This window comes from Pseudomonas sp. PA27(2017), from assembly GCF_001945445.1.
Classification (GTDB): Bacteria; Pseudomonadota; Gammaproteobacteria; order Pseudomonadales; family Pseudomonadaceae; genus Aquipseudomonas.
In genome coordinates this window covers 189,181-211,281 of sequence record NZ_MSXW01000012.1, presented here as the reverse complement: position 1 = coordinate 211,281, position 22,101 = coordinate 189,181, and the positions used below count along the sequence as shown (strand labels likewise).

Annotated in this window: 20 protein-coding genes; 3 read left to right on the top strand and 17 right to left on the bottom strand. The window is 63.4% G+C overall.

Features of this window, described 5'->3' with window-relative positions; all coding sequences use genetic code 11:
• Positions 1 to 28: 28 nt before the first annotated feature.
• Positions 29 to 1,030, bottom strand: a complete 1,002-nt coding sequence (locus BVH06_RS06255; RefSeq protein ID WP_075929763.1) for a sulfate ABC transporter substrate-binding protein — start codon at positions 1,028 to 1,030, stop codon at positions 29 to 31.
• Positions 1,031 to 1,180: 150 nt separating this feature from the next.
• Entirely contained in the window at positions 1,181 to 1,363 is a 183-nt protein-coding gene (gene oscA / locus BVH06_RS06250; protein ID WP_013793331.1) for a sulfur starvation response protein OscA, read from the bottom strand.
• Positions 1,364 to 1,615: 252 nt separating this feature from the next.
• Here oscA and BVH06_RS06245 point away from each other — a divergent pair, with 252 nt between their 5' ends.
• On the top strand, positions 1,616 to 2,197 hold the full coding sequence (locus BVH06_RS06245) for an alpha/beta hydrolase (RefSeq protein WP_075929762.1): 582 nt from the start codon (positions 1,616 to 1,618) through the stop codon (positions 2,195 to 2,197).
• A gap of 52 nt (positions 2,198 to 2,249) precedes the next feature.
• Positions 2,250 to 3,188: a sigma-54 dependent transcriptional regulator gene (locus BVH06_RS06240; RefSeq protein ID WP_075933552.1), complete on the top strand. Its 939-nt coding sequence runs from the start codon at positions 2,250 to 2,252 to the stop codon at positions 3,186 to 3,188.
• Between the two features lie 179 nt (positions 3,189 to 3,367).
• On the opposite strand, the gene modC is transcribed toward BVH06_RS06240, so the two are convergent.
• From modC to BVH06_RS06205, 7 genes are all read right to left on the bottom strand, one after another.
• Positions 3,368 to 4,462, bottom strand: a complete 1,095-nt coding sequence (gene modC, locus BVH06_RS06235) for a molybdenum ABC transporter ATP-binding protein (protein ID WP_075933551.1) — start codon at positions 4,460 to 4,462, stop codon at positions 3,368 to 3,370.
• Positions 4,459 to 5,142 carry a molybdate ABC transporter permease subunit gene (gene modB, locus BVH06_RS06230; RefSeq protein WP_075933550.1) on the bottom strand — a complete coding sequence of 228 codons (684 nt, stop codon included), beginning with the start codon at positions 5,140 to 5,142 and terminating at the stop codon, positions 4,459 to 4,461. The genes modC and modB overlap by 4 nt, the downstream gene beginning before the upstream one ends.
• Positions 5,143 to 5,433: 291 nt before the next feature.
• Positions 5,434 to 6,192, bottom strand: a complete 759-nt coding sequence (gene modA / locus BVH06_RS06225; protein ID WP_075929758.1) for a molybdate ABC transporter substrate-binding protein — start codon at positions 6,190 to 6,192, stop codon at positions 5,434 to 5,436.
• A 181-nt stretch (positions 6,193 to 6,373) separates the two neighbouring features.
• Complete coding sequence (locus tag BVH06_RS06220) at positions 6,374 to 7,234, bottom strand: glycine betaine ABC transporter substrate-binding protein (protein ID WP_075929757.1); 861 nt, start codon at positions 7,232 to 7,234, stop codon at positions 6,374 to 6,376.
• A 208-nt stretch (positions 7,235 to 7,442) separates the two neighbouring features.
• A complete protein-coding gene (locus tag BVH06_RS06215) occupies positions 7,443 to 8,387 on the bottom strand; it encodes a choline ABC transporter substrate-binding protein (RefSeq protein ID WP_075929756.1) in 945 nt (314 codons plus the stop codon).
• A 43-nt stretch (positions 8,388 to 8,430) separates the two neighbouring features.
• Positions 8,431 to 9,312, bottom strand: coding sequence for a proline/glycine betaine ABC transporter permease (locus BVH06_RS06210; protein WP_075929755.1), 882 nt, complete (start codon positions 9,310 to 9,312; stop codon positions 8,431 to 8,433).
• A 1-nt stretch (position 9,313) separates the two neighbouring features.
• The gene (locus tag BVH06_RS06205) at positions 9,314 to 10,510 is read right to left on the bottom strand and encodes a glycine betaine/L-proline ABC transporter ATP-binding protein (RefSeq protein ID WP_075929754.1); all 1,197 of its coding nucleotides are present in this window, start codon (positions 10,508 to 10,510) and stop codon (positions 9,314 to 9,316) included.
• Between the two features lie 1,260 nt (positions 10,511 to 11,770).
• Here BVH06_RS06205 and BVH06_RS06200 point away from each other — a divergent pair.
• On the top strand, positions 11,771 to 12,871 hold the full coding sequence (locus BVH06_RS06200) for a GlxA family transcriptional regulator (RefSeq protein ID WP_075933549.1): 1,101 nt from the start codon (positions 11,771 to 11,773) through the stop codon (positions 12,869 to 12,871).
• A gap of 375 nt (positions 12,872 to 13,246) precedes the next feature.
• Here BVH06_RS06200 and BVH06_RS06195 read toward each other — a convergent pair whose 3' ends face one another.
• From BVH06_RS06195 to BVH06_RS06160, 8 genes are all read right to left on the bottom strand, one after another.
• Positions 13,247 to 14,689, bottom strand: coding sequence for a PLP-dependent aminotransferase family protein (locus BVH06_RS06195; RefSeq protein WP_075933548.1), 1,443 nt, complete (start codon positions 14,687 to 14,689; stop codon positions 13,247 to 13,249).
• A 16-nt stretch (positions 14,690 to 14,705) separates the two neighbouring features.
• Positions 14,706 to 16,142, bottom strand: a complete 1,437-nt coding sequence (locus BVH06_RS06190; RefSeq protein WP_075933547.1) for an L-lactate permease — start codon at positions 16,140 to 16,142, stop codon at positions 14,706 to 14,708.
• 12 nt (positions 16,143 to 16,154) lie between these two features.
• Positions 16,155 to 16,769, bottom strand: a complete 615-nt coding sequence (locus BVH06_RS06185) for a glutathione S-transferase family protein (RefSeq protein WP_075933546.1) — start codon at positions 16,767 to 16,769, stop codon at positions 16,155 to 16,157.
• Positions 16,766 to 18,556 (bottom strand): FAD/NAD(P)-binding protein, encoded by a 1,791-nt coding sequence (locus BVH06_RS06180; RefSeq protein WP_075933545.1) that lies wholly within the window; start codon positions 18,554 to 18,556, stop codon positions 16,766 to 16,768. The genes BVH06_RS06185 and BVH06_RS06180 overlap by 4 nt, the downstream gene beginning before the upstream one ends.
• Positions 18,550 to 19,581 carry a 2,3-diaminopropionate biosynthesis protein SbnB gene (gene sbnB, locus BVH06_RS26015; protein WP_075933544.1) on the bottom strand — a complete coding sequence of 344 codons (1,032 nt, stop codon included), beginning with the start codon at positions 19,579 to 19,581 and terminating at the stop codon, positions 18,550 to 18,552. Before sbnB ends, BVH06_RS06180 begins: the two co-directional genes overlap by 7 nt.
• A gap of 6 nt (positions 19,582 to 19,587) precedes the next feature.
• The gene (sbnA, locus tag BVH06_RS26010; RefSeq protein WP_075933543.1) at positions 19,588 to 20,562 is read right to left on the bottom strand and encodes a 2,3-diaminopropionate biosynthesis protein SbnA; all 975 of its coding nucleotides are present in this window, start codon (positions 20,560 to 20,562) and stop codon (positions 19,588 to 19,590) included.
• A 431-nt stretch (positions 20,563 to 20,993) separates the two neighbouring features.
• A complete protein-coding gene (locus BVH06_RS06165) occupies positions 20,994 to 21,245 on the bottom strand; it encodes a hypothetical protein (RefSeq protein ID WP_075933542.1) in 252 nt (83 codons plus the stop codon).
• A gap of 39 nt (positions 21,246 to 21,284) precedes the next feature.
• Entirely contained in the window at positions 21,285 to 22,058 is a 774-nt protein-coding gene (locus tag BVH06_RS06160; RefSeq protein WP_075933541.1) for an electron transfer flavoprotein subunit beta, read from the bottom strand.
• Positions 22,059 to 22,101: the final 43 nt, after the last annotated feature.

The window sequence follows — 22,101 nt, the reverse complement described above, 5'->3', positions numbered from 1 at the left end:
AATGGCGGGCCAGATCGATCAGCTGAACTTACTGGTTGATCTTCTTGAAAATGTCATCGAACACACCACCATCATCGAAGTACTTGGGTTGAGCTTTGGCCCAGCCGCCGAAGTCCTTGTCGATGGTGACCAGCTCCAGGCTCTTGAACTGATCCTTGAATTCGGCCGCCACCTTGGCGTCACGCGGGCGGTAGAAGTTCTTCGCGGCGATGCGCTGGCCTTCTTCGCTGTACAGGTATTGCAGGTAGGCCTCGGCCGCCTTGCGGGTGCCTTTGCGGTCGACGTTCTTGTCGACGACGGCCACGGGTGGCTCGGCGAGGATGGACAGCGACGGCGTGACGATCTCCAGTTGGTCACCGCCTTCTTCGGCGAGCGACAGGTAGGCCTCGTTCTCCCAGGCCAGCAGCACGTCGCCCAGGCCACGCTGTACGAAGCTGATGGTCGCGCCGCGGGCGCCAGTGTCAAGCACCGGTGCATGGCGGTACAGCTCGGTCACGTATTCCAGGGCCTTTTCGTCGCTGCCGTACTTCTTCTTGGCGTACGCCCAGGCGGCGAGGAAGTTCCAGCGGGCACCACCGGAGGTTTTCGGATTCGGGGTGATGATCTCGACGCCATCCTTGACCAGATCATCCCAGTCCTTGATGCCTTTCGGGTTGCCCTTGCGCACCAGGAACACGATGGTCGAGGTGTACGGCGTGCTGTTGTCGGCCAGGCGCTTCTGCCAGTCCTTGTCGATCAGTGGCTGGTTGAGGTTGATCGCGTCGATGTCACCGGACAGCGCCAGGGTCACCACGTCGGCCTGCAGGCCGTCGATCACCGCGCGAGCCTGCTTGCCCGAACCACCGTGGGACTGCTGGATGGTCAGCGGCTCGTTGCCCTGTTCCTGCCAGTGCTTGTTGAAGGCCTTGTTGAATTCCACGTACAGCTCACGGGTCGGGTCGTAGGACACGTTGAGCAGGGTCTGGGCCGCTACCGGGCCGGCAACCAGGGCGCTGGCGAGTGCAGCGAGTGCGAAACGGCGGATGGACATGGTGATGCTCCTAAATACTGAATTCGGTGTTGTGTGTCTGGCGAGGCGATGTCTGCTCTCTAGGCCGGCATTCGCGGGTTACATCGGCAGTACTGGTAGCGGTTCATGGTTGGCTGCCCGTGGTCGGGTTGGCGAAAGGCGCTCAGGCGCTCAGGCGTTCTTGCTGCCGGGCTGCTGGAGGCGGAATTTTTCCTTGCGCTCGATCTGCACCACCTGGCCGTTGTGCACGGTGATTTCAACCGAGCCGAACTTGAGGCCGTTCAGGGCGCTTTGGATCTCGCGCAAGATGGTGGCGTCATCCTGGCCTTCCAGATTGCGAAGCGTGGCGGTCATGGTTTTGGCTCCTTGCCCTCGAATCGTGGTGCGACGGCTGTCGGTGGCGGGGCGTGGAGCGGATACTAAGCAGCTAGAAATATTCTTAAAAATACTGTTTAAGAACATTTATATATCTTTTAAGAATATGCGAGTGTTTTGCTTCTATCAGTCGACGAGCCGTATTAGGGAATAAGCAAATAAGTTCTTATTCTTTTTACATCGGATTTTGCCCTCGTACACTGCAAGTCATGTAGATACGGAGGGCGCTCTATGCGCAGTGAAGCGGTTCGCTACCTGATCGTCCCTGGCTGGCAGGGCTCGGGTGATGACCATTGGCAGAGCCACTGGCAACGCAGCCTGCCCAATAGTGCGCGGGTCGAGCAGCTGGACTGGCTGGCGCCACGCCAACAGGACTGGATCGCTGCGCTGGAACGGCAGATCGCTGCCGATCCGCGCCCGGCGATCCTGATCGCCCACAGCCTGGGTTGCGTCACCGTCGCCCGCTGGGCTGCTCAAGCGTCGACGGAATCCATACGCCGCGTGCGCGGCGCGCTGCTGGTGGCGCCGGCCGACGTGGAGCGCCCCAACTGCCCGGAGGCCCTGCGCAACTTCGCGCCGATCGCACGCCAGGCGCTGCCATTTCCCAGCCAGTTGGTGGGCTCCGACAACGACTCGGCCGCCAGCGCCGCACGTGCCATCGAACTGGCCCGGGATTGGGGCAGTGAAGTCGCCATTCTAAGCGGTGCCGGGCACATCAACGTGAAATCCGGTCACCAGCGTTGGGATCAGGGTTTCGCTTACCTGTTCCGCCTACAGAGCCGCATCGAACAGCAGTTGCGCCTGCGTGCCTGATCGGTAGCCGCTGCCTGGCCTTTTGCGGCCTGACCGTCATGGAGAGTCATGTATGAGCCCGTCTACGGCAGCTGACCCGTCGCTGCTGATTTTTCCCGACGCCGACAAGAGCCCGCTGAGCATTCGTGCCAAGGCGCTGGTATTCATCGACCCGCGTACCCGGAAGCTGCGTGAGGAGGTCGAGCGCCTCGCCGGCTTGCCAGTGCCGATCCTGATCGAGGGTGAAACCGGTACCGGCAAGGAGCTGTTGGCCCGCCATATTCATCGCTCCAGTGAGCGCCCCGGCCTGTTCGTGGCCCTGAGTTGCAGCGGCCTGAGTCCCAACCATGGCGAGGCCGAGTTGTTCGGCTACACCGCGGGTGCCCATCAAGGTGCGCCGAGCAGCCGCGCCGGCTGGTTGGGCTCGGCCAATGGCGGCACCCTGTATCTGGACGAGATCGCCGACCTACCCCTGGCGTTGCAGGCGCAGTTGCTGGGCGTGCTGGAAACCGGCGAGGCCTGGCGCGCCGGCGCATCGGCGCCGACACCCGTGGATGTGCGGCTGGTCGCGGCGACCAGCATCGACCTGTGGCGGGCGGTCGAGGCCGGCAAGTTCGACGAGCGTCTGGCCCATTACCTCAGTGACGGCCATCTGGAACTGCCGCCACTGCGTGAGCGGGTCGGCGATGTGTTGCCCCTGGCCGAGTATTTCCTGGGTATTTACACCCAGCGCTTGCGCCTGCCGTTGCCGAACATCAGCCATGCTGCCCAGAAGGTGCTGGAACGGCATGACTGGCCGGGCAACACGCGGGAGTTGGAAAACGTGGTGCACTTTGCCCTGCTGGTGTGCGGAGCCGAGCAGATCGAGGCGCGGCACCTCAACCTGCCGGCCACGCCACCGCTCAAGCGGATCGAGCAGGCGTTCGAGCAGCTGCTTGAGGCTGGCGACGCGAATCAACTGGCAGCGCTGCGCGACGTGTTGCGACAGGCCGAGCGTCGGCTTGGAGGTTGATGCCTGTTGGGCTACGCGGTGCTTGGACTCGCGGTTATCGCCAATTCTTGGTTTGACGTCGCTCCACCCACCCGGGACGCGATGGTAGCGACTCCCTGGGGGCGGCATGCGCGAAATCGCTTCGCGGGCATGGACCAGGCGTCCCCGCCCGCTCCCACGGTGGGTTGCTCTGGCGCGCGCTATGACGCCAGCAGCGACACCGACTTCACCTGTGCCCACAAGGCCTGGCCGGCCTGGATGCTCAACTGATCGAACGAATAGCGGGTGATGCGCGCGATGATGCGCTGTTCGCCCAGCTGCAGTTCCACTAGACGGTGCGCCGGGTTGGGCAGATCGAACCAGCGCTGCACCGTCACCGGGAGCAGATTCAGTACGCTGCTGTCGCGTGCCTGCTCGAGGCTCAGGCTGACGTCGCGGGCCTTTATCTTGATGCGCACCGACCGCCCCGCTGGCAGCGGCGCGTGCGCCAGCCGCAGGCTTGCCGTGGTGCCGGCCAGGTCGATGCCGAGCAGCCCATAGTGGCCATCATGGTGGGCGACCAGCCCGTCGATCACCGCTTCTGCCTCGTCCTCGAAGATGAATGGCAGATCATTGCGGATCAGGGTTTCCTTGAGCGTCCCGCTGGCCGTGATGCTGCCTTCGTCGAGCACTACCAGATGATCGGCGAGGCGTGCTACCTCATCCGGCGCGTGGCTGACGTAGAGAATCGGAATGTCGAGCTCGTCGTGCAGACGCTCCAGATAGGGCAGCACCTCGCCCTTGCGCTTGAGATCCAGCGCTGCCAGGGGCTCGTCCATCAGCAGCAGGCGCGGGCTGGTGAGCAGGGCGCGAGCCATGCCGACGCGCTGGCGCTCACCGCCGGAGAGGCGATCGGGCAGGCGTTCGAGCAAGTGGCTGATGCCGAGTAGCTCGACCGCTTGCTCGAAGGGCACGCGGCGCGCGGTTTTGGCGATGCGCCTGAAACCGAACTCCAGGTTGCGCCGCACCGAAAGGTGGGGAAACAGGTTGGCGTCCTGGAACACGTAGCCAACCGGGCGCTGGTGGGCCGGCAGCCAGATGCCATTGTCGCTGTCCTGCCAGGTTTCGCCGTTGACCTTCAGGTAACCGCTGCCAGATCGCTCCAGCCCGGCAACACAGCGCAGTACCGTGGTCTTGCCCGAGCCGGAGGGCCCGAACAGCGCGCTGACGCCGCGGCCGGGCAGTTGCAGGTCGACGTCCAGGGTGAAGCCAGGATGGCTGAGGGCGAAGCGGGCGTGGATCTGCAGGTCGTTCATGTCCAGGCCTTCTGCGCGCGGCGGTTGCTGGAGTAGAGCGCCAGCAGCACCAGAAACGAGAACGCTACCATCCCGCCGGCCAGCCAGTGGGCCTGGGCGTACTCCATGGTTTCCACATGGTTGTAGATCTGTACCGAAGCCACCTGGGTCTTGCCGGGGATGTTGCCGCCAATCATCAGCACCACGCCGAACTCGCCGACGGTGTGGGCGAAGCCGAGAATCGCCGCGGTGAGAAAACCCGGTCTGGCCAGCGGCAGTACCACGCTGAAGAAGGTATCCCAGGGCCCGGCGCGCAGCGTGGCGGCAGCCTCGAGCGGGGCACTGCCCATGGCCTCGAAGGCGTTCTGCAGCGGCTGCACCACGAACGGCAGGGAATAGAACACCGAGCCGATCAAAAGCCCGGCGAAGGTGAAGGTCAGGGTGCCCAGGCCGAGCGCCTGGGTCAGCTGGCCGAAGAAACCGTTGGGCCCCATGCTGATCAGCAGGTAGAAGCCGATTACGGTTGGTGGCAGCACCAGCGGCAAGGCGACGATGGCGCCGATCGGCCGCTTCAGCCACGAGTCTGTGCGCGCCAGCCACCAGGCGATGAGCGTGCCGACCAGCAGCAACAGCACGGTGGTCAGGGTCGCCAGCTCCAGGGTGAGGAGAATGGCGGCGAAGTCATTGGGGCCCAGGGGCATTCGGTGGCCTTTCAAAAGTTGGCGGTGAGACGGGTGCCATAGCCGGCTGACGATCTTCCGACGCTGGTTCCGGCATTGCAAATGGAGGGCTGTAAAAAGGCAGGAGCAGACACTCAAGCCAACCTGTGGGAGCCCCGACCTCGGGGCGAAACGATTGCAGCCTGACTGCCTATTTCGGCGGTGCCTGAGCGATTCGCCGCGAGGTCGCGGCACAATGGATCGGATAACGGCCGCTACCGCCACCTAGCAGCCCCTTGCGGCATCGACCCGCAAAGGGTTCCGACATGCTCTCTAGAGCTGGTAACCGTAGGCCTTGATGATTTCGGCGGCTTTCGGCCCTTTCAGGTACTCGACCAGCGCCTTGGCGGCCGGGTTGGCTTCGCCCTTCTTGAGGATCAGCGCGTCCTGGCGGATCGGCTCGTACATCGTCTCCGGCACCACCCAGGCCGAGCCGCTGGTGATCGTCCCGTCCTTGTAGACCTGGGAAAGGGCGACGAAGCCCAGCTCGGCGTTGCCGGTAGAGACGAACTGCAGCGCCTGAGTGATGTTCTGGCCCTCGACGATCTTGCCCTTGAGCGCGTCGCTCAGGCCCAGCTTGTCGAGGGTCTGGGTGGCGGCGAGGCCATAGGGTGCCGCTTTCGGGTTGGCGATGGACAGGTGCTTGAACTCGCCCTTCTTCAGCACCGCGCCCTGGTCATCGACGAAGCCTTGCTTCGGCGACCACAGTACCAGCGTGCCGATCGCGTAGGTGAAGCGCGAGCCTTTTACGCTCTGGCCTTCCTGCTCGAGTTTGGCGGGCGTGCTGTCATCGGCAGAGAGGAACACTTCGAACGGTGCGCCGTTGCTGATCTGCGCGTAGAACTGCCCGGTGGCGCCGTAGGACGCCTGCACGCTGTGCCCGGTGTCCTTCTCGAAGGCGCTGGCGATGGCCTGCATGGGGGCGGTGAAGTTGGCGGCGACCGCGACCTGAACCTGGTCGGCGAGGACGTTGCCGGCCAGGGCGAAGCTGGCGCAAAGCAGAAGAAGCGGACGAACGAGGCGGCTGTGCATGAATGGCTCCTGGGTGAGGGCCGCAGATGGCGGCCACTTTTGCTACCGCTATATACAAAAATATATGACGGTAGGGAAGCCAAACTTGATCGGGCAGGCAGTCACGAGGGGCATTGAACGAAAAATGCCAGTCAGGTGGCTGACTGGCATTTGCGGGACGTCGCGCTAGCGAACGCTCAGATCACTTCAGCCACTCGGCCACGCGATCCGGGTTCTTGGCGATCCACTGCTTGGCCGCTTCATCCGGCTTCACGCCGTCGCGGATGGACAGCATTACCGAACCGACTTCCTCGGCACTCCAGGAAATCTTCTTCAGGAAGGCCGCCGCTTCCGGTGCCTTGGCTTCCAGGCCCGGGTTGGCCACGGTGTCGACGTGCTCGGCTTCACCGAAGACGTTCTTCGGGTCTTCCAGGAAACGCAGTTTCCATTGCGCGAACATCCAGTGCGGGATCCAGCCGGTCACCACGATCGGCTTCTGGGCTTTCTCGGCGCGGGTCAGGGCGGTGGTCATGGCCGGGCCGGAACTCGGCATCAGCTTGATGCTCTTGAGGTCGTATTCCTTGATCGCGTCTTCGGTACGGCGCATCACACCGGCGCCGGCGTCGATACCGGTGATCTTGCCATCGAAGTCCTTGGCGTATTTCTCCAGGTCGGCGATGGTCTTGGCTTCAACGTATTCGGGAACGATCAGGCCGATCTTGGCGCCGTCGTAGTTGGTGCCCAGCACGGTCACCTTGTCCTTGAGTTTCTCGTAGTACTCGCCGTGGGTGGCGGGCAGCCAGGCGGAGAGGGTGGCGTCAAGGTCGCCACGGGCGATGCCCTGCCACATGATGGCCGGCTCGACCGGTTGCAGGGTCACGTCGTAACCGAGCTTGGTCTTGAGGATTTCACCGGCGACATGGGTGACTGCGACGCTGTCGTCCCAGCCGTTCACGTAGCCGATCTTGAGGGCCGGCTTGTCGGCGGCCATGGCACCGGACATGCCCAGGGCCAGGGCAGCAGCACCGAGGCTCTGCAGGCAGAGGCGTTTGAAGTTGTGCATAGGTCTTGCTCCGTCAGTGAGTGGCAGTTCAGGTGGTTTACTGGCTCGTTCTGATCGCGGGCCTTGCGGCACCAGCTGTGCAGAGCAGGGCATAGCCCTGTTGGCACCGGCGCAGAGGGCCTGGGCCCCCGGCTGACAGGCGATGCGTGCCGCCTCGCCTGCTGTACCTGACCCGCCCAGGTGCAGGCGGGTCGCGGTGAGTGCGGGCTCAGAGCCCGACGAATTTCTTCACGGCGGCCGCACCATCCTGGCCGTCGAAGGTGGTCACGCCTTGCAGCCAGGCATCGAGCACCTGCGGGTTGGCCTTGATCCATTGCTTGGCGACGTCGGCAGGGTCCTGCTTCTCGAGGACTTTCTCCATCAGCTGGCTTTCCATCTCGACGTTGAACTGCAGGTTGTTCAGCAGTTTGCCGACGTTGGCGCAACGCTCCTCGTAGTCGGTGGGCACCACGGTGTAGACCTTGGCCGCGCCGTAGTCCGGGCCGAACACGTCATCGCCACCGGACAGGTAGGTCATGTCGTACTGGGTATTCATCGGGTGCGGCGCCCAGCCGAGGAACACCACCGGCTCCTTCTTGCGGATCGCGCGCTGCACCTGCACCAGCATGCCGGCTTCGCTGGACTCGACCATCTTGAAGTCGCCCAGGTCGAACTTGTTTTCCTTGATCATGCCGTCGATCAGCAGGTTGCCGTCGTTACCCGGCTCGATGCCGTAGATCTTGCCGCCCAGCTGATCCTTGAACTTGGCGATGTCCTGGAAGCTCTTCAGGCCCGCTTCGGCCGCGTAGGTCGGCACCGCCAGGGTGTACTTGGCGCCTTCCAGATTCGGCTTGGCCAGCACCTTGACGCTGTTGTCCTTGGTGAACGGTTCGATCACCGAGTCCATGGAGGGAGCCCAGTAGCCGAGGAACACGTCGATCTGCTTGTTCTTCACGCCGGTGAAGGCGATCGGCACCGAGGCCATGGTCTTGCGCGGCGTGTAGCCGAGACCTTCGGTCAGGGTCATGGCCACGCCAGTGGTGGCTGCGATATCGGCCCAGCCGATTTCGGCGAAGCGTACCTGTTTGCAGCTCGCCGGCTCCTGCGCCCAGGCGCCCTGCACCAGGGCGCAGGACAACAAACCGACACCCGCTGCCTTGTGGAATATGTTCATCCGCGAATCCTTGTGTGATTGAGAGGAAGCTGAGTATGGCCTTTTACTGGCGCTGCAGTCGCGCACTCAACCAGCTCAGCCAACCCGCGCGGTTTGCGGCGGTCTGCGGTGTACCGAAGCTTTCGGTGATGCGGTCGAGAATGATCGCCAGCAGCACCACGGCCATACCGCTTTCGAAGCCCAGGCCGATGTCCAGACGCTGGATACTCGCCAGCACGTCGTTACCCAGGCCGCCGGCACCGACCATCGAGGCGATGATCACCATCGACAGGGCCATCATGATGGTCTGGTTGACGCCCGCCATGATCGACGGCATGGCATTGGGCAGCTGCACCTTGAACAGCAGCTGGCGGCTGTTGCAGCCGAACGACTGGCCGGCCTCGACGATTTCTTTGTTGACCTGGCGGATGCCCAGGCTGGTCAGGCGCACGGCCGGCGGCATGGCGAAGATCACCGTGGCGATGATGCCGGGCACGCGGCCGAGGCCGAACAGCATGGCCGCCGGAATCAGGTAGACGAACGCCGGCATGGTCTGCATGAAGTCCAGAATCGGCCGGATGATGGTCGACACGCGCTCGCTCTTGGCTGCCCAGATGCCCAGCGGAATGCCGATCAGCAGGCTGATCAGGGTCGCCGAGAAGGTCAGCCCGAGGGTCACCACGGTCTGCTCCCAGAAGCCGGTCATCACGATCAGCACGAAGGCCACGGTGGTGAACACCGCGAAGCGAAAGCCGATGCGCCACAGGCCCAGGGCCACGAAGATGGCGATCAGCAGCCACGCCGGTGGCAGCATCAGCACGTTCTCGATCGCTTCGGAGAAGCCGCTGACCACGCTGCCCATGCTGTCGAACACGCCGCTGTAGTTGTCCAGCATGTGCTGGACCGCGTCGTTGACCCAGCTACCCAGATCCAGTTTCTCGCTCATGTCATTCTCCCTGCAGGCGGGTCAGGAGGCGGCCCTTGCTGATGGCGCCGCTGTAATGGCCATCCTGGTCGACCACCGGGATCGGACCTTCGTTGTCCACCAGGCGGTTGATCACCTGATCCAGAGGCAGGTCTTCGGGAACCGGGCTGATGGCTTTCAGCACGTCACCATCGAGTGCCGGGGAGTCGCCGCCTTCGACCAGCAATGCGATCTTCTCCAGGCTGATGGAGCCGCGGAACTTGTTGTCTTCGTCGACGATGAAGGCGTAGTGCTTGTCCTGCGCCTGCAGTTCACGGCACACGGTCTGCGCATCGGGTGCCTTGCCGTTGTGCACGTAGACCGGAACACTGTTGGCCTTCAGCTGACCAGCGGTTAGATAGCGGCTGGTGTCGACCGTATCGAAGAAGTTGCGTACGTATTCGTTGGCAGGATTGTCGATAAGTTCTTGCGGTGTACCGACCTGGACGAGCTTGCCGCCCTCCATGATGCCGATACGGTTGCCGATGCGCATGGCCTCTTCGATATCGTGGGATACGAAGATGATGGTGCGGCGATGGGTCTTCTGCAGCTCCAGCAGGATGTCCTGCATCTCGCGGCGCTTGAGCGGGTCGAGGGCCGAGAAGGCTTCGTCCATGATGATCATCGACGGGTCCACGGAGAGCGCGCGGGCCAGGCCGACCCGTTGCTGCATGCCGCCGGACAGCTCGTGGGGGAATTTGCTGGCGAAGGTGTCCAGGCCGACTTGCTTGAGCACCTGCATGGCGCGTTCTTCACGCTCCTTGCGGCCCTTGCCGGCGACTTCGAGACCGAAGGCGGCGTTTTCGAGCACGGTGCGCGAGGGCATCAGGGCGAAGGACTGGAAGACCATGCTCATGTCGCGACGACGCAGGTCGATGAGCTGGTCCTTGGGAAGTTTGGCGACGTTCTGGCCGTCGATGTAGACATTGCCGGCGGTGGGTTCGACCAGCCGGTTGATGAGGCGGATCAGGGTGGATTTACCCGAGCCCGAGAGGCCCATCAGGACGAAGATCTCGCCCTCTTCGACGCTGAACGACACGTCACTGACACCGATCACGGCGCCTTTTTCAGCGAGGATCTTGTCCTTGCTCCATCCTTGCTTGAGCAGGTCGATGGCTTCTTGCGGCTTGTCGCCGAACACCTTGTAGAGGTTTTCGACGACGATTTTTCCAGACTGCATGGGATGTTTCCCCTTCAGTAGACATCAGAGCAGTCACACGCAGCTTGCCGAGCGCCCACCGGGCACCCGTCATGCGATGCAGACTGTTCTTGCTTGTGGGTATATACACGGTTCCTGGGTTTGGACAGCGTTCTGTCACAAGGCGTTCTGCAGGCACTCGAGCGCGTCCCAGAGCGGTCGCCGAGGCGAGCGCAATAGGTGAACGTGACGAATGATGTAATGCGTGGCCGTGCTGCAAACTGCTTTCCAAACCCTCTGGCAGTGTTACGAAGCCCAATCCTTTGGGTATTCACATCTCATCCGAGATGCGCGTACATCCGAAATTTCTTGTTGGGCTGGCGCCCTGTTGCGGTAGCCAGCACTTATCTGTTCTTCGGTCCGGGGCGGTGGGCCCCAGTCTGCCGCTCTGGTCAAGAGCGGCAGCGACGAAATCGGCTGACTCAACGATATAGTCTTGCGGTCGTGGCAATTATCGAATTACGACCCTGACGTGTTGGGCGACGACACGGAGCCCTCGCCTAAAAAAACCATAACAGATTCTTTCTGTACTTGCCCAAGGCTGGAGGCCGCGCATGGCGCGGTTTTCAGCCCTCAGCACAGTGAAGGCCAGGGGCCATGCGGGCTACAGCTAATTTCAAAAAAACGTATGTAAAGCTGTTGGTAGTGAGCAAAAAGCGTATCAGCTGCGGTCGTTTTCGAGCCGTTCGATGGCGTCTTCCACCGTCGGAGGGCGAATAGTTGGCGGTGGTTTTCATCTAACCGCCGGCGCTTTTCCGGCATTCATCGCACCCGCCAGCGGCTGCAGCCGAGGAGCGATCGGCCAGCCGATAGAAAAGCGTCGATGCCCCACGGCAGTGAGCATTTTTTGCTCAGCGCAGCGGGCTTTCGCCAGCTTTTGGTGCATGGGTGCTTCTGGCCGATATGTCGCCTGCGTGACCGGTCAGTCATATTCTTGTCGTGCTGCTCGGTTACCCCTGCAGACTGTGCGGAAACACCGTTACGCCAGCTACTGCTACCAAAATGCTCAAGCCCTTGTGGCATGGCACATTGCGCCCTTTTCCCGTTGCCGCTTCAGGGTGCCTTCAAGGCCCGACAACCGGCCTTCTCAGTTACTGCCAGCTCTTGTTTGAACGGGCGTTCAATGTCGGCATGGCCTTTGCGTTACATAGGTCATCTGCTTGACTGCCAGTCGGGCGTAATTACAAGAAAACAGAGCCTCGCCATGAAGGCTCATAACCTGGTTAGCGTGAGGGTTCATTGATGTCCCAGTTCAATCAGGGAGCGCAGCTCCAGAGTCGCGTTCCCCAGTCCATCGGTTTTCTGCTGCTGGACAACTTCACCCTGATCTCCCTGGCCTCGGCGGTGGAACCCCTGCGCATGGCCAACCAGCTCTCCGGCAAGGAACTGTATCGCTGGCACACCCTGACCCTCGACGGCCAGCCGGTATGCGCCAGCGACGGTTTGAAGATCACCCCTGATGCCAGCACGGCCAACGCCCCGGCACTGAGCGCCGTGATCGTCTGCGGTGGTGTGGATATTCAGCGCAGCGTCACCCGCGATCATGTGCAATGGCTGCAGGCCCAGGCTCGTCAGGGTCGGCAAATGGGCGCGGTATGCACCGGCAGCTGGGCGTTGGCCAAGGCCGGCCTGCTCGACGGCTACGATTGCAGCGTGCACTGGGAATTTCTCGCCGCCATGCAGGAGGCCTTTCCACGCGCGGCCATCACCACGCGGTTGTTCTCCATCGACCGTAACCGCAACACCTCGTCCGGCGGCACTGCGCCGATGGACATGATGCTGCACCTGATCGGCCGCGAGCATGGCCGCGAGCTGGCGGCGGCGATTTCCGAAATGTTCATCTATGAGCGCATTCGCAACGAGCAGGATCACCAGCGTGTGCCGCTCAAGCACATGCTCGGTACCAACCAGCCGAAGCTGCAGGAAATCGTCGCGCTGATGGAAGCCAACCTGGAGGAGCCGATCGATCTCGACCAACTGGCGCTCTACGTGGACGTATCGCGTCGCCAGCTGGAGCGGCTGTTCCAGAAATACCTGCACTGTTCGCCGTCGCGCTACTACCTGAAGCTGCGCCTGATCCGTGCTCGCCAGTTGCTCAAGCAGACGTCCATGTCGATCATCGAAGTGGCCTCGGTCTGCGGCTTCGTATCCACGCCGCACTTCTCCAAGTGCTACCGCGAGTACTTCGGCATTCCACCGCGTGACGAGCGTGCCGGCAGCAGCTCCAACGTCGTGGCACTGGTGCCGGTACACGATGAACTGCTGCACGAGTCGTCATCGGCCATGGCGGCGCTGAGCCGTGCCCAGGGCGAGTCGACGTTCGCCAGCGTGCGGGTGATCTGACCCGCCATTCTGGCGGCCTGCGCAAAAAATGCGCAACTGGCGCAGACGCCCGCCATCCGCGGCGTCTGCGCGGCCTTTCACAGATTATCCACAGTTATGCACAGAGTATTTGTGCGCAAGATACCAGTGAGCCGAATACCGCGGGGCTTGCCGGTGAGACCTGCCTGAAACCCAATCAAACCGGCCGTTTCGCTGAGCGTGCCGGTTAGGGGCTGAGCAATAAATCGCCAGTTGGCGGAGTGCCCGATACCCTGTCGTTGCGCGGTTATCCAACAGTTTATCCACAGGCCTGCGCACAGTGTTTGGAGCAACGCCCGCGTCTTTCAACCCATGCGCTGCCGGGGCCATTTGGCTTCGATTTCATGTGCCCAAATATCAGGCCGTTGCTAGCCGAATCTGCTGAGCCTGCATGGCGCACTCACCTAATACTGTTAGGCCCGCAACCAGTTCTGGAGAAAGCGGCCTGCCTAGGCATAGTCTTAGTCCCTTGGTGGCTTGGCCATCTGCGAAGAAGATTCCACTGTCGGCGATGTGGTAGTCCCGCACTTGGGCAAGCTGCTGCAAGCGGGCCATATCTGTCTCTTCCGGCAATTCCAGCCAGTGAATGAATCCCCCACGCGGTGGCACGTATGTCGTCCCTGGCGGGAATGCTGAGTGCACCAGTGCCTGTACCATATTGTTTATGGCCGTCAGTTGTTTACGCAGTTGAGCGCAGTGTTCTTCCAGATAGCCGCGCCCAATGAACTCATTGAGTGTGCATTGCGCGAGACTCGACACCGCCAGGTTGCGCGAAAACATCTGTGCGAGGATCGCATCGCGGTACTTGCCAGCGACGCACCAACCCACTCTATAACCCGGTGCGACGGTTTTGGAGAACGATGAGCAGTAGATGGTTTGCCCGGTTCGGTCATAGCTCTTGATTGCTTTTGGCCGTTCGCCCTCCGGCACCAGATCGAAAAAAATATCGTCTTCGATGATCGGTATATCGGCTTCACGGGCTAGCTGCGAAAGCTTAGCGCGGTCATTTTCGGACATGATGAAGCCGCGTGGATTCTGCAGTGTAGGGTTGAGAAAGATCACATCGACCTTCTTCTGCGTCAGTGCCTCCTCCAGATGATCTATATCGATTCCGCTTTCGGCATGGGTGCTTATGGGCAGTGCGCGCATTCCCAAACGCTCTATGGTCTGCAGGATGCCATAGTAGGTGGGAGTTTCGATGGCCACCGTGGCACCGCGCTGGGCCACGGCCTCCAGAGCCAGTTCCAGGGCGACGGTATCGCCGGAGGTCACCAGCACTTCGTCCGGACCGCAGACCACGCCCCGGGCCAGCATCAGCCCGGCAACGCGCCGACGTAGCGCCGCATGCCCGGGTGGCGTAACCAGTCCGGCGATTGTCAGGTCGGCCTTGCTGGCCAGTGCAGCCATGCACTTGTTGAGCAGCACGTGGGGGGTTAGGTCGCCGTGCAGCACGGCCGAGCTCAGCGACAGGGTAGTGCGGCTGGCCGCCTGGGAAAGCATGGCGACCACCGCGTGGTTGACGTTGACCGTGACGCTGGAGAAGTCGAAGCGGCTGGCCGGGTTGGCGCGCCCAGTCGCCGAGACGAAGTAGCCGACCCGCGGCTCGGTCAGCACATAGGCGTTGGCCTCGAGGTCGGCCAGGGCCCTCTGTACGGTGGTGATGCTGGTGTCGAACAGGCGTGCCAGGGTGCGGATCGACGGCAGCTTGGTTCGCGCCGGCCATTCACCGCTGTCGATCTGGCGGATGATCCAGTCCTTGACTCTCCGCCAGCGTTTATCAGGAGTTTCAAACCGATCCATGGGGTCTCTTGTCAGCTCAGGAATGACCTCCCAGAACATAAAGTAAAACCACCCCGGTTGCAGCAACGATGGCGATGTTCAGCGCCACCAGGCCGAAGGCGAAGCGGATCAGCCCGTGCTCTTCATCGCGGTTGGCGGCCGCCAGCCCGGTGATCAGCGACAGGATCGACAGTGAACCCAGCGCACCATGCCCGGCGGCGCTGTTGACCATCGCCGCCAGCCACGGCCCGTAGTCGCTGCCCAGGGCGGCGATCGACGGCATCACCAGGGTGTTGCCGCCCACGTTGGAGCCGGTGACGTAGCCCGCGATACCCGCCAGCAGCGCCACGGTCGGCGCCAGGGAAATCCCCGACAGCGATTGCAGGGCGCGCTGCGCTTCGACCAGAAAGCCCGCGTTGACCATCACCTGCGACAGCAGTAGGAACAGGAAGATGGTCGCCACCGGGAACTTGGCGCGCTTGAGCAGCGAAGCCCACGGGAAGCTGCCGTCGGCGCGCTGACGCAGGGTCATCAGCACGGTGACGATAAGCAGCGCCAGCCCTGGCGAGGCCAGCGGCTTCCATGAAACATGCTCGCCCCTGATCACCCACACGCCATCCCAGCCCGACAGTACGAACACCGCGCGCGAGGCGACGATCACCCCCAGCAGCGCCAGGTACGGCCAGGCTGCCGCCGGCCAGCGCACCAGGCGCTTGCGCTGCAGGTACGAAATCACCAGGCCCACGGCGGCCACGGTCAGCCCCGCCAGCACCCCCGATACCTCAGGCCCGACAAAGCGGTTGATACCGTACAGCACCGCGCTGAACAGCACCGATACCGCACATAAGCCCAGCCATGGCAGGGCGCTGCGAATGCCGGCCTGCCACAGGGCGATGCCCGCCAGCACCAGGAACACCGGCGCGCTGATCAGCGCCGAATGGCTGCCCAGCTCGTTGGCCGGCACATGGGTGAGCAAGCCGCCGATTACCGTGGCCAGGCCCAGGGTGCCCCACGGCATGATGACCATGCCGGCCAGGGCGATCTTCATCCCGGCCTGGCGCGAGAACAGCCCCATCAGCAGCGGCACGGTGGCGATCAGCGAGACGCCGAAGCCGGTCATCGCTTCCAGCAGCGGCGCCAACCCCAGCACGATGAAGATCACCTGCGCCGGTGGCTTCCAGCCCAGCTCGCGCACCCAGGCACCGATGGCCTGCGGCGCGCCGCCGCGCTCCACCAGGATGACGAAAGCCAGCCCCGGCACGATCACGCAGGCGGTGCTGAGGAACAGGATCATCGTGTCCTTGATGATCGCCGAGCTGGCGGCGGCCGACAGCGGTGCCGCGGCGCCCATGCCCCACAGCAGGAACACCACCGCGACGCCGGCCAGCGCTGCCTGCACCGGCGGGCGACGCACCAGCAGGATCAGGGCGATCACCAGGCCGATGGGCGACATTTGCAACAAGAGAGCAGCCATGTGCTGTGTTCCTTAATCGTGGGTCTGACCGCTGTACTCGGTAGCGCGCATCGAGGGGCGGTCGCAGAAACGCTGGTACCAGGCGTTCAGGCGTAGGTGCTGGGCGAAGTCGCAAAGCTCGCGGAACACGATCCAGTCCAGAGCGGTGCCCAGGGCAACGTGGCCAACGTTCAGCGGGCCGTCGAGTTCGACTTGTTGTTCGAGGTAGCGGTACGACTCTTCGAGCTTGTACTTCTGGCCCTCGCCATAGGCCGGGTAGCGCAGGTGCGCCGGGCGGCGCTCGACTTCCCAGCGCAGCTTGATGCCGACATCGCACAGGCCCTGGGCCAGCGCCTGCAGGCGCAGGGCCTGGTAGCGCTCGGGGCCTTGCAGCGGGATCAGCTTCGGCCCCTGGTGCAAGGTATCGAGGTAGTCGCAGATCACGATCGAGTCGAACAGCGCCTCGCCCTCGGGCAGCATCAGTACCGGCACCTTGCCCAGCGGGTTGGCCTGGTAGATGGTCTCGTTGCGGGTCGTGGGGCTGGTCTCGTGGTGGATCACCTCCAGGCGCTCGGCGAGCCCGAGTTCATGGGCCATCACCAGCACCTTGCGGGCGTAGGGCGAGTGGGTCTGGTAGTAGAGCTTCATGGGGCGGTCCTTGTGTCGAGGATGGCCGAGGCGACCTTGTGGGCGTCGATGAACAGCCGCGACGGCGCGCCGGCCGAGGTGACGTAGTGGTTGTAGTAGCACGAGCCCTCGGCCAGCGGCCCGAGCACCCAGAGGTTGCGCACCGATTCGCCGCTGCTGGCGCGAGGGTGGCAGGCCGCGTCGACATCGATGCCATCCAGGGCCGGCACGTCAGTGCGCGGGCGGATCAGGCCAAGCCGCGCCAGGTCGCGCACCGGGGCGCAGTCGCTGTCGCGCACGCCGCTGCCCTGCACGTAACCGGCCACTCGCCGGTAAGGCTTGGCGACTGGCACGGCGCCCGGCGGCAGGAAGGTCAGCAGCCCGGCGTCGCTGAGGGCCAGTAGGTCGGCGTGGCGCTCCTTCTGCGGCCCGGCCACCAGGCGGTTGATCGCCTTGTGCCAGCGGCCGTAGAACTGCCGGTGCGAAGCCTCGGTGAGGCCGTCGAAGTCGACCGCCTCGCGCAGCCGGTCACGCAGGTCGCGCCACACCTCAATGGCCGCCTTGACCGGCGATTCGGTGCGGCCGATGCGGGCCTCGTGCAGGTCGGCCTCGATGGCGTCGTAGATCCACGCATGGTAGTTGTGCGCGTTCACCTGCGCCGGCAGGCTGTGCAGGATCAGCGCATGCGGGTCGATGGCGCCGGACAGCGTCTCGTAGTGACGCAGCAGGCTTTCGCTCTCGCGGGTATCGGTGGGCGTTTGCAGGCTGACTGTGCGCAGTTGTTCCAGCACTTCACGTTGGCGCGCCGGGTCGGTCTTGGCGTGCAGCACCGCCGTGCCGGCCACGCGCATTTCCAAGAGCATGCGCGGCAGCACGTCACGTTCAAAGTCCAGCTGGCCGTTTGGCGCCTGCTGGCGCAGCGCATCGATGTGGGTGCTGGTGAGGAAGATCGGCTTATGCCGTGGCGCCCGGGTCAGGCCATTGGGTCGCGCGCGGAACGGCAGGCCGTCACGCGACTGGATATAGATCACCGGCTCCTTGCCGGATGGGAAGTACACATGGCTGGCGTCAGCCATACGGTGGTAGGCGCCACCGCGGCCAGCGGTCAGCGCCGCCAGGGTATCCATCGCCCCCAGGCCCAGCCCTTCGAGCAGCACGGCTTCGCCGGCGGCGATGCTGTCTAGGCTGCCCGGCAGCGGGTAGATATCACCCACCCGGCCTTCCTCGTCTGCCCGCACCCGCCCGGTATGGCCGACGGTCAGGATCAAGCGGCCAACGGTTACAGAGTCGCCCGACGGCAGCTTGAGCTGGTAGGCCTGCTGCGCATCGGTGCGCAGGCCGACCACCGGGTGCGGGTGTAGGCGCACCGCCACCCAGGCTGGCGCGCTGCTCAGGATGTGCGAGAAAGCGTCGGCCAGGTAGGCGCCGAGCAGCCGGCGCGGGAGGAAGTCCTCTGGCTCCACCGCGCGCCCGTCGTCGGCAACCAGGCCGGTCTTCGGGTCGACCTTGACCCCCTTGGCCCGGCACCACTCCAGAAAATCCGGGCCCGAGCGTTCGCGGGCATCGTGCAGGGGGCCGAAGGCCGCCGCGTCGGGGTACACCCCGAGTTGTCCGGCTACGGTGTTTAGCAGCAGGTAGTCCGGCTGGTTGGGCCAGTGGGCACCGGTGCCGAAAACATTGGGGTCGAAGATGTCGATCAGCAGCGGCTGTTGCGGGCGGGTTTCGGCGATGCTCAGCAGGCGCTCGAAGATCGACAGCCCGCGCGAGCCGCAGCCTACCAGGCCGATGTGCAGGGATTTGCTCACCATCTGCGCTCCTCCCCGAAGAACGACGGCACCTCGAAAGCCGAGCCTTGCTCAAGGGCGACGTCATGGATACGCCGGCCCAGGGCCAGGTCGAGGATGCCCATGCCGAACGGCGAATAGATCAGGGGTTTGTCACGGTTAACCTGCAGTTCGCCGCGCAGGATCTGCGCCACGGTGCCGGTGACGAAATCGCGGTGGCCGAAGCGCTGCTCGGCTAGGTGCGGCGACGTGTTGGCTTTGAGGCAGTGGCTGACGTCGTCGAAGTAGTTGTAGCTGGCGGCGACGATGCCGGCATCGATGTCGCGCAGCGAGATGTTCAGCACGATCTGGCCTGGGTGGAAGATATCGTCGCCACTGACGTAGGGGGTGCCGGCGCTGGTGGCGAACACCACGATATCGGCCTTGAGCGCTTCTTCCAGCGACCAGAGTTGCACCTGCGGCAGGCCCAGTTGCTCACCGAAACCGGCCAGTGCTTCGGCTGATTCGCGGTTGAGGTCATGCACGCCGACCTGGCCGAACGACCAGTCGCCGACGATGAAGGTGTCGAGGATGTTGCGGGCGATCACGCCGCCGCCAATGATCGACAGGCTACCGGCACGCTTTTGTTTGTTATTGAGCAGCCAGGCGCCCAGCACGGCCGAGGCGGCGGTACGTACGGCGCTGATCAGCGCGCCTTCCAGCAGTGCGTAGGGGTAGCCGGTTTGTGGGTCGTTGAGGATCAGTACTGCTGAGGCCCTTGGGATGCCGGCGTGGATGTTGTCCGGGTAGCTGGCGATCCACTTGATGCCTGATACCGACTGTTTGCCCTGTTTGTCGACGATCGCCGACGGCAGGGCAATGATGCGGTTGGCCGACTCTTCGGGGAAGCGCAGGAAATAGCTGTCCGGGTTTACGGTTTCGCCGCGCTCGTGGGTGAGGTAGGTCTGCGCGACCACCTCGATGGCCTCCTGGCGCATGCCAGCAAGGATGTCCTTGACGGTGGCGCCGGGGATCACGTGAAACGTGGGAATCGAAGCTTGTGCGGTCATGACTGGTTACGCCGTAAGGGAGAGAGGGAGTTCGGGGAACAACGGTTGCAGCGCGTCCGGGCCCAAGCGTTGGCTGACCCAATCGTCTGAATAGAGGGGTTCCAGATAGCGCTCGCCCATGTCCGGGGAGATCGCCACCACCACATCGTCCGGGCGGATCTGCGCCGCCCACTGCTGCACGCCGGCCAGCACCGTGCCGGTGGAACCACCGAACAGCAGGCCGTAGCGCTGCGCCAGCCAGCGGCATACCTGTACCGTGCGCACCTCGGGCACGGTGAGGAAGGCGTGGATGTCGCTGGGCTCGTAGATCTCAGGGCGGCGGCTGGTGCCGAGCCCCGGGATGTGGCGGGTGCCGCCGGGCAGGCCGAAGGTCACCGAACCCACCGAGTCCACCGCGATCACTTTGGTGCGCGGATGGTGTTCGGCGAAGTAGCGCTTGCAGCCCATCAGCGTGCCGGTGGTGCCGGCGCCGACGAACAGGTAGTCGACATGCCCGAACTTTTCGGCGATGGCCCGCGCGGTGGCGTTGTAGTGGGCCAGGGGGTTGTTCGGGTTCTGGTACTGGTTGAGCCAGATGTAGTCGGGGTTCTGCGCGACCATCTGTTCGATCAGGCGGATGCGTGAGTAGAGGAAACCACCGTTTTCGTCGCGTTGGTCGACCACGATCACCTGCGCACCGAGGGCCTGGATCAGCTTGCGGTTGGGCGCCGAGGTGTTCGGGTCGATGACGCAGACGAACTGGTAGCCCTTGGCCGCGCAGGCCATCGCCAGGGCCACGCCGAGGTTGCCCGACGAGGATTCGATCAGCCGCGTTCTGGGGGTGATCAGCCCGCGGCTTTCAAGATCCGAAATGACGGCATAAGCAGTTTTGAGTTTGATTGAGCCTGCCGGGTTAAGTCCTTCGATCTTGAGTTGCACTTTGGCGCTGCACAGCTGATCAATTTGGACGTAATTGTCTTCATTTATTAATTTATTAATCATGAGTACATCCTTGTAAAGCCTTCCTGAACGAAACGGGGCCTGAGGCCACAGCGCCGTTTGGCTTGGAAATAGAGGGTCTCGGGGAAGTAACTACCTGCGGCGTACTTGCCTGCTCTGCGGCTATTTACAAATTCGCTTTCCATCCGTAGAAATGATGGTGCTTATATTGTTTTGCGTTGGCATTTAAGTGCGCCGACTAGCGCTACAGGAGCGATGGTGCGGCTGGGAGGGGGGAGTGCGACAGATACAGGAATGCGGCGTTTTTCAATACACGCGCAGAGTCCTGATGGCTGTGTGAAGCGCTGGAGAGCCGTAGGCCTCCAAACTCAAGTCATCGGCTACTGCTAGCAAGGTAAGCAGTTGCACTTTTTAAAAACGAGGGCGAGCTGAAACAGCAATGGCAGCTCTCGCAAGTGTGCTTCGATTGCAACTCAGCGTGGTCTAGGCACCAGCGCCGGCAACAATGTGCGGGAAATGGCTTCGCGCACGGTCGGTAGCACGGTCGCGCTGCCAGCGAGGATGTCTTCGACCATGTGGCGCAGGGCGAGGGCGCGCTCCGGGCACAAGCCGGTCACTGCGTATTCGCAGGCCTGCTCGGCGGTGGCGCCGCTGGGAACGCTGAAGCCAAGGGCGACCAGGCGTTCGCGCAGATCTTCCTGGTCGATCAGTTCGGTATGCATCATCGTGGGCGTCCTCGCGGCAAGTTCGAATTCGGCGTACCGTCAGCGCAGCACGCCCTCATCCAGCAGTAGCTTGAAGATAGCCTCTGCGCCTTCCTGTGGCGAGACGCCGGTGATTACCTGACCACCACCGCCCGCCGCTTTTGCGGTCGCCGCCTTCATGCGCTCGGCACCGGTCTTGGCCTTGATCACTTTCAAGCGCTTGGGGCGCGGTCGGGCCGGCTGCCATTGCGCGTCGGCATATAGCGGGTCGTCGACCAGTTCCACCGCTTCACGCTCAAGGGTGCCGCGCCGTGCCGGGCCGAATGCGCTCTGCCGGGCTGCCGGTGCGGCGCCATCGACACTGGCGACGAAGGGCAGCCGCACCTTCAGCCGCCGCCGTTGCCCGCGGGGCAGGGCCTGCAGCACCTGGGCGCTGCCGCCTTCGATGCTTTCCACTTCTGCCAGGCCGACGACCAGCGGCCAGCCCAGGCGCTCGGCCAGCAGGTAGGGCAGCATGCCCGAGCCTTCGCCAGTTTCTGCCTGGCTGCCGGTCAGCACCAGCTGCGCCTTGGCCAGTTGCAGGTGTTCGGCCAGGGCTGGCAGGGCGTCGGCCTCGCGGCTCTGCTCGAGTACGGTAAGACCCGGCAAGCCCATGCCCAGGTAGGCGCGCAGGGTGTCTTCCTGCGGGTCGCCGGCATGCACGACGTTGAGTTTTTCACCGGCCAGGCGCAGGCCCAGCTCGACGGCGCGGGCATCCTGTTCGGCGCGCCGCGGGCGGCCCGAGGCGGGGTGCGAACCGATGGAGACCAGGGTGACGACGTTCAGATCAGCCATGCCGGATCTCCCGTTGTGTGTGCGATTTCGCGGGCATGGCCCG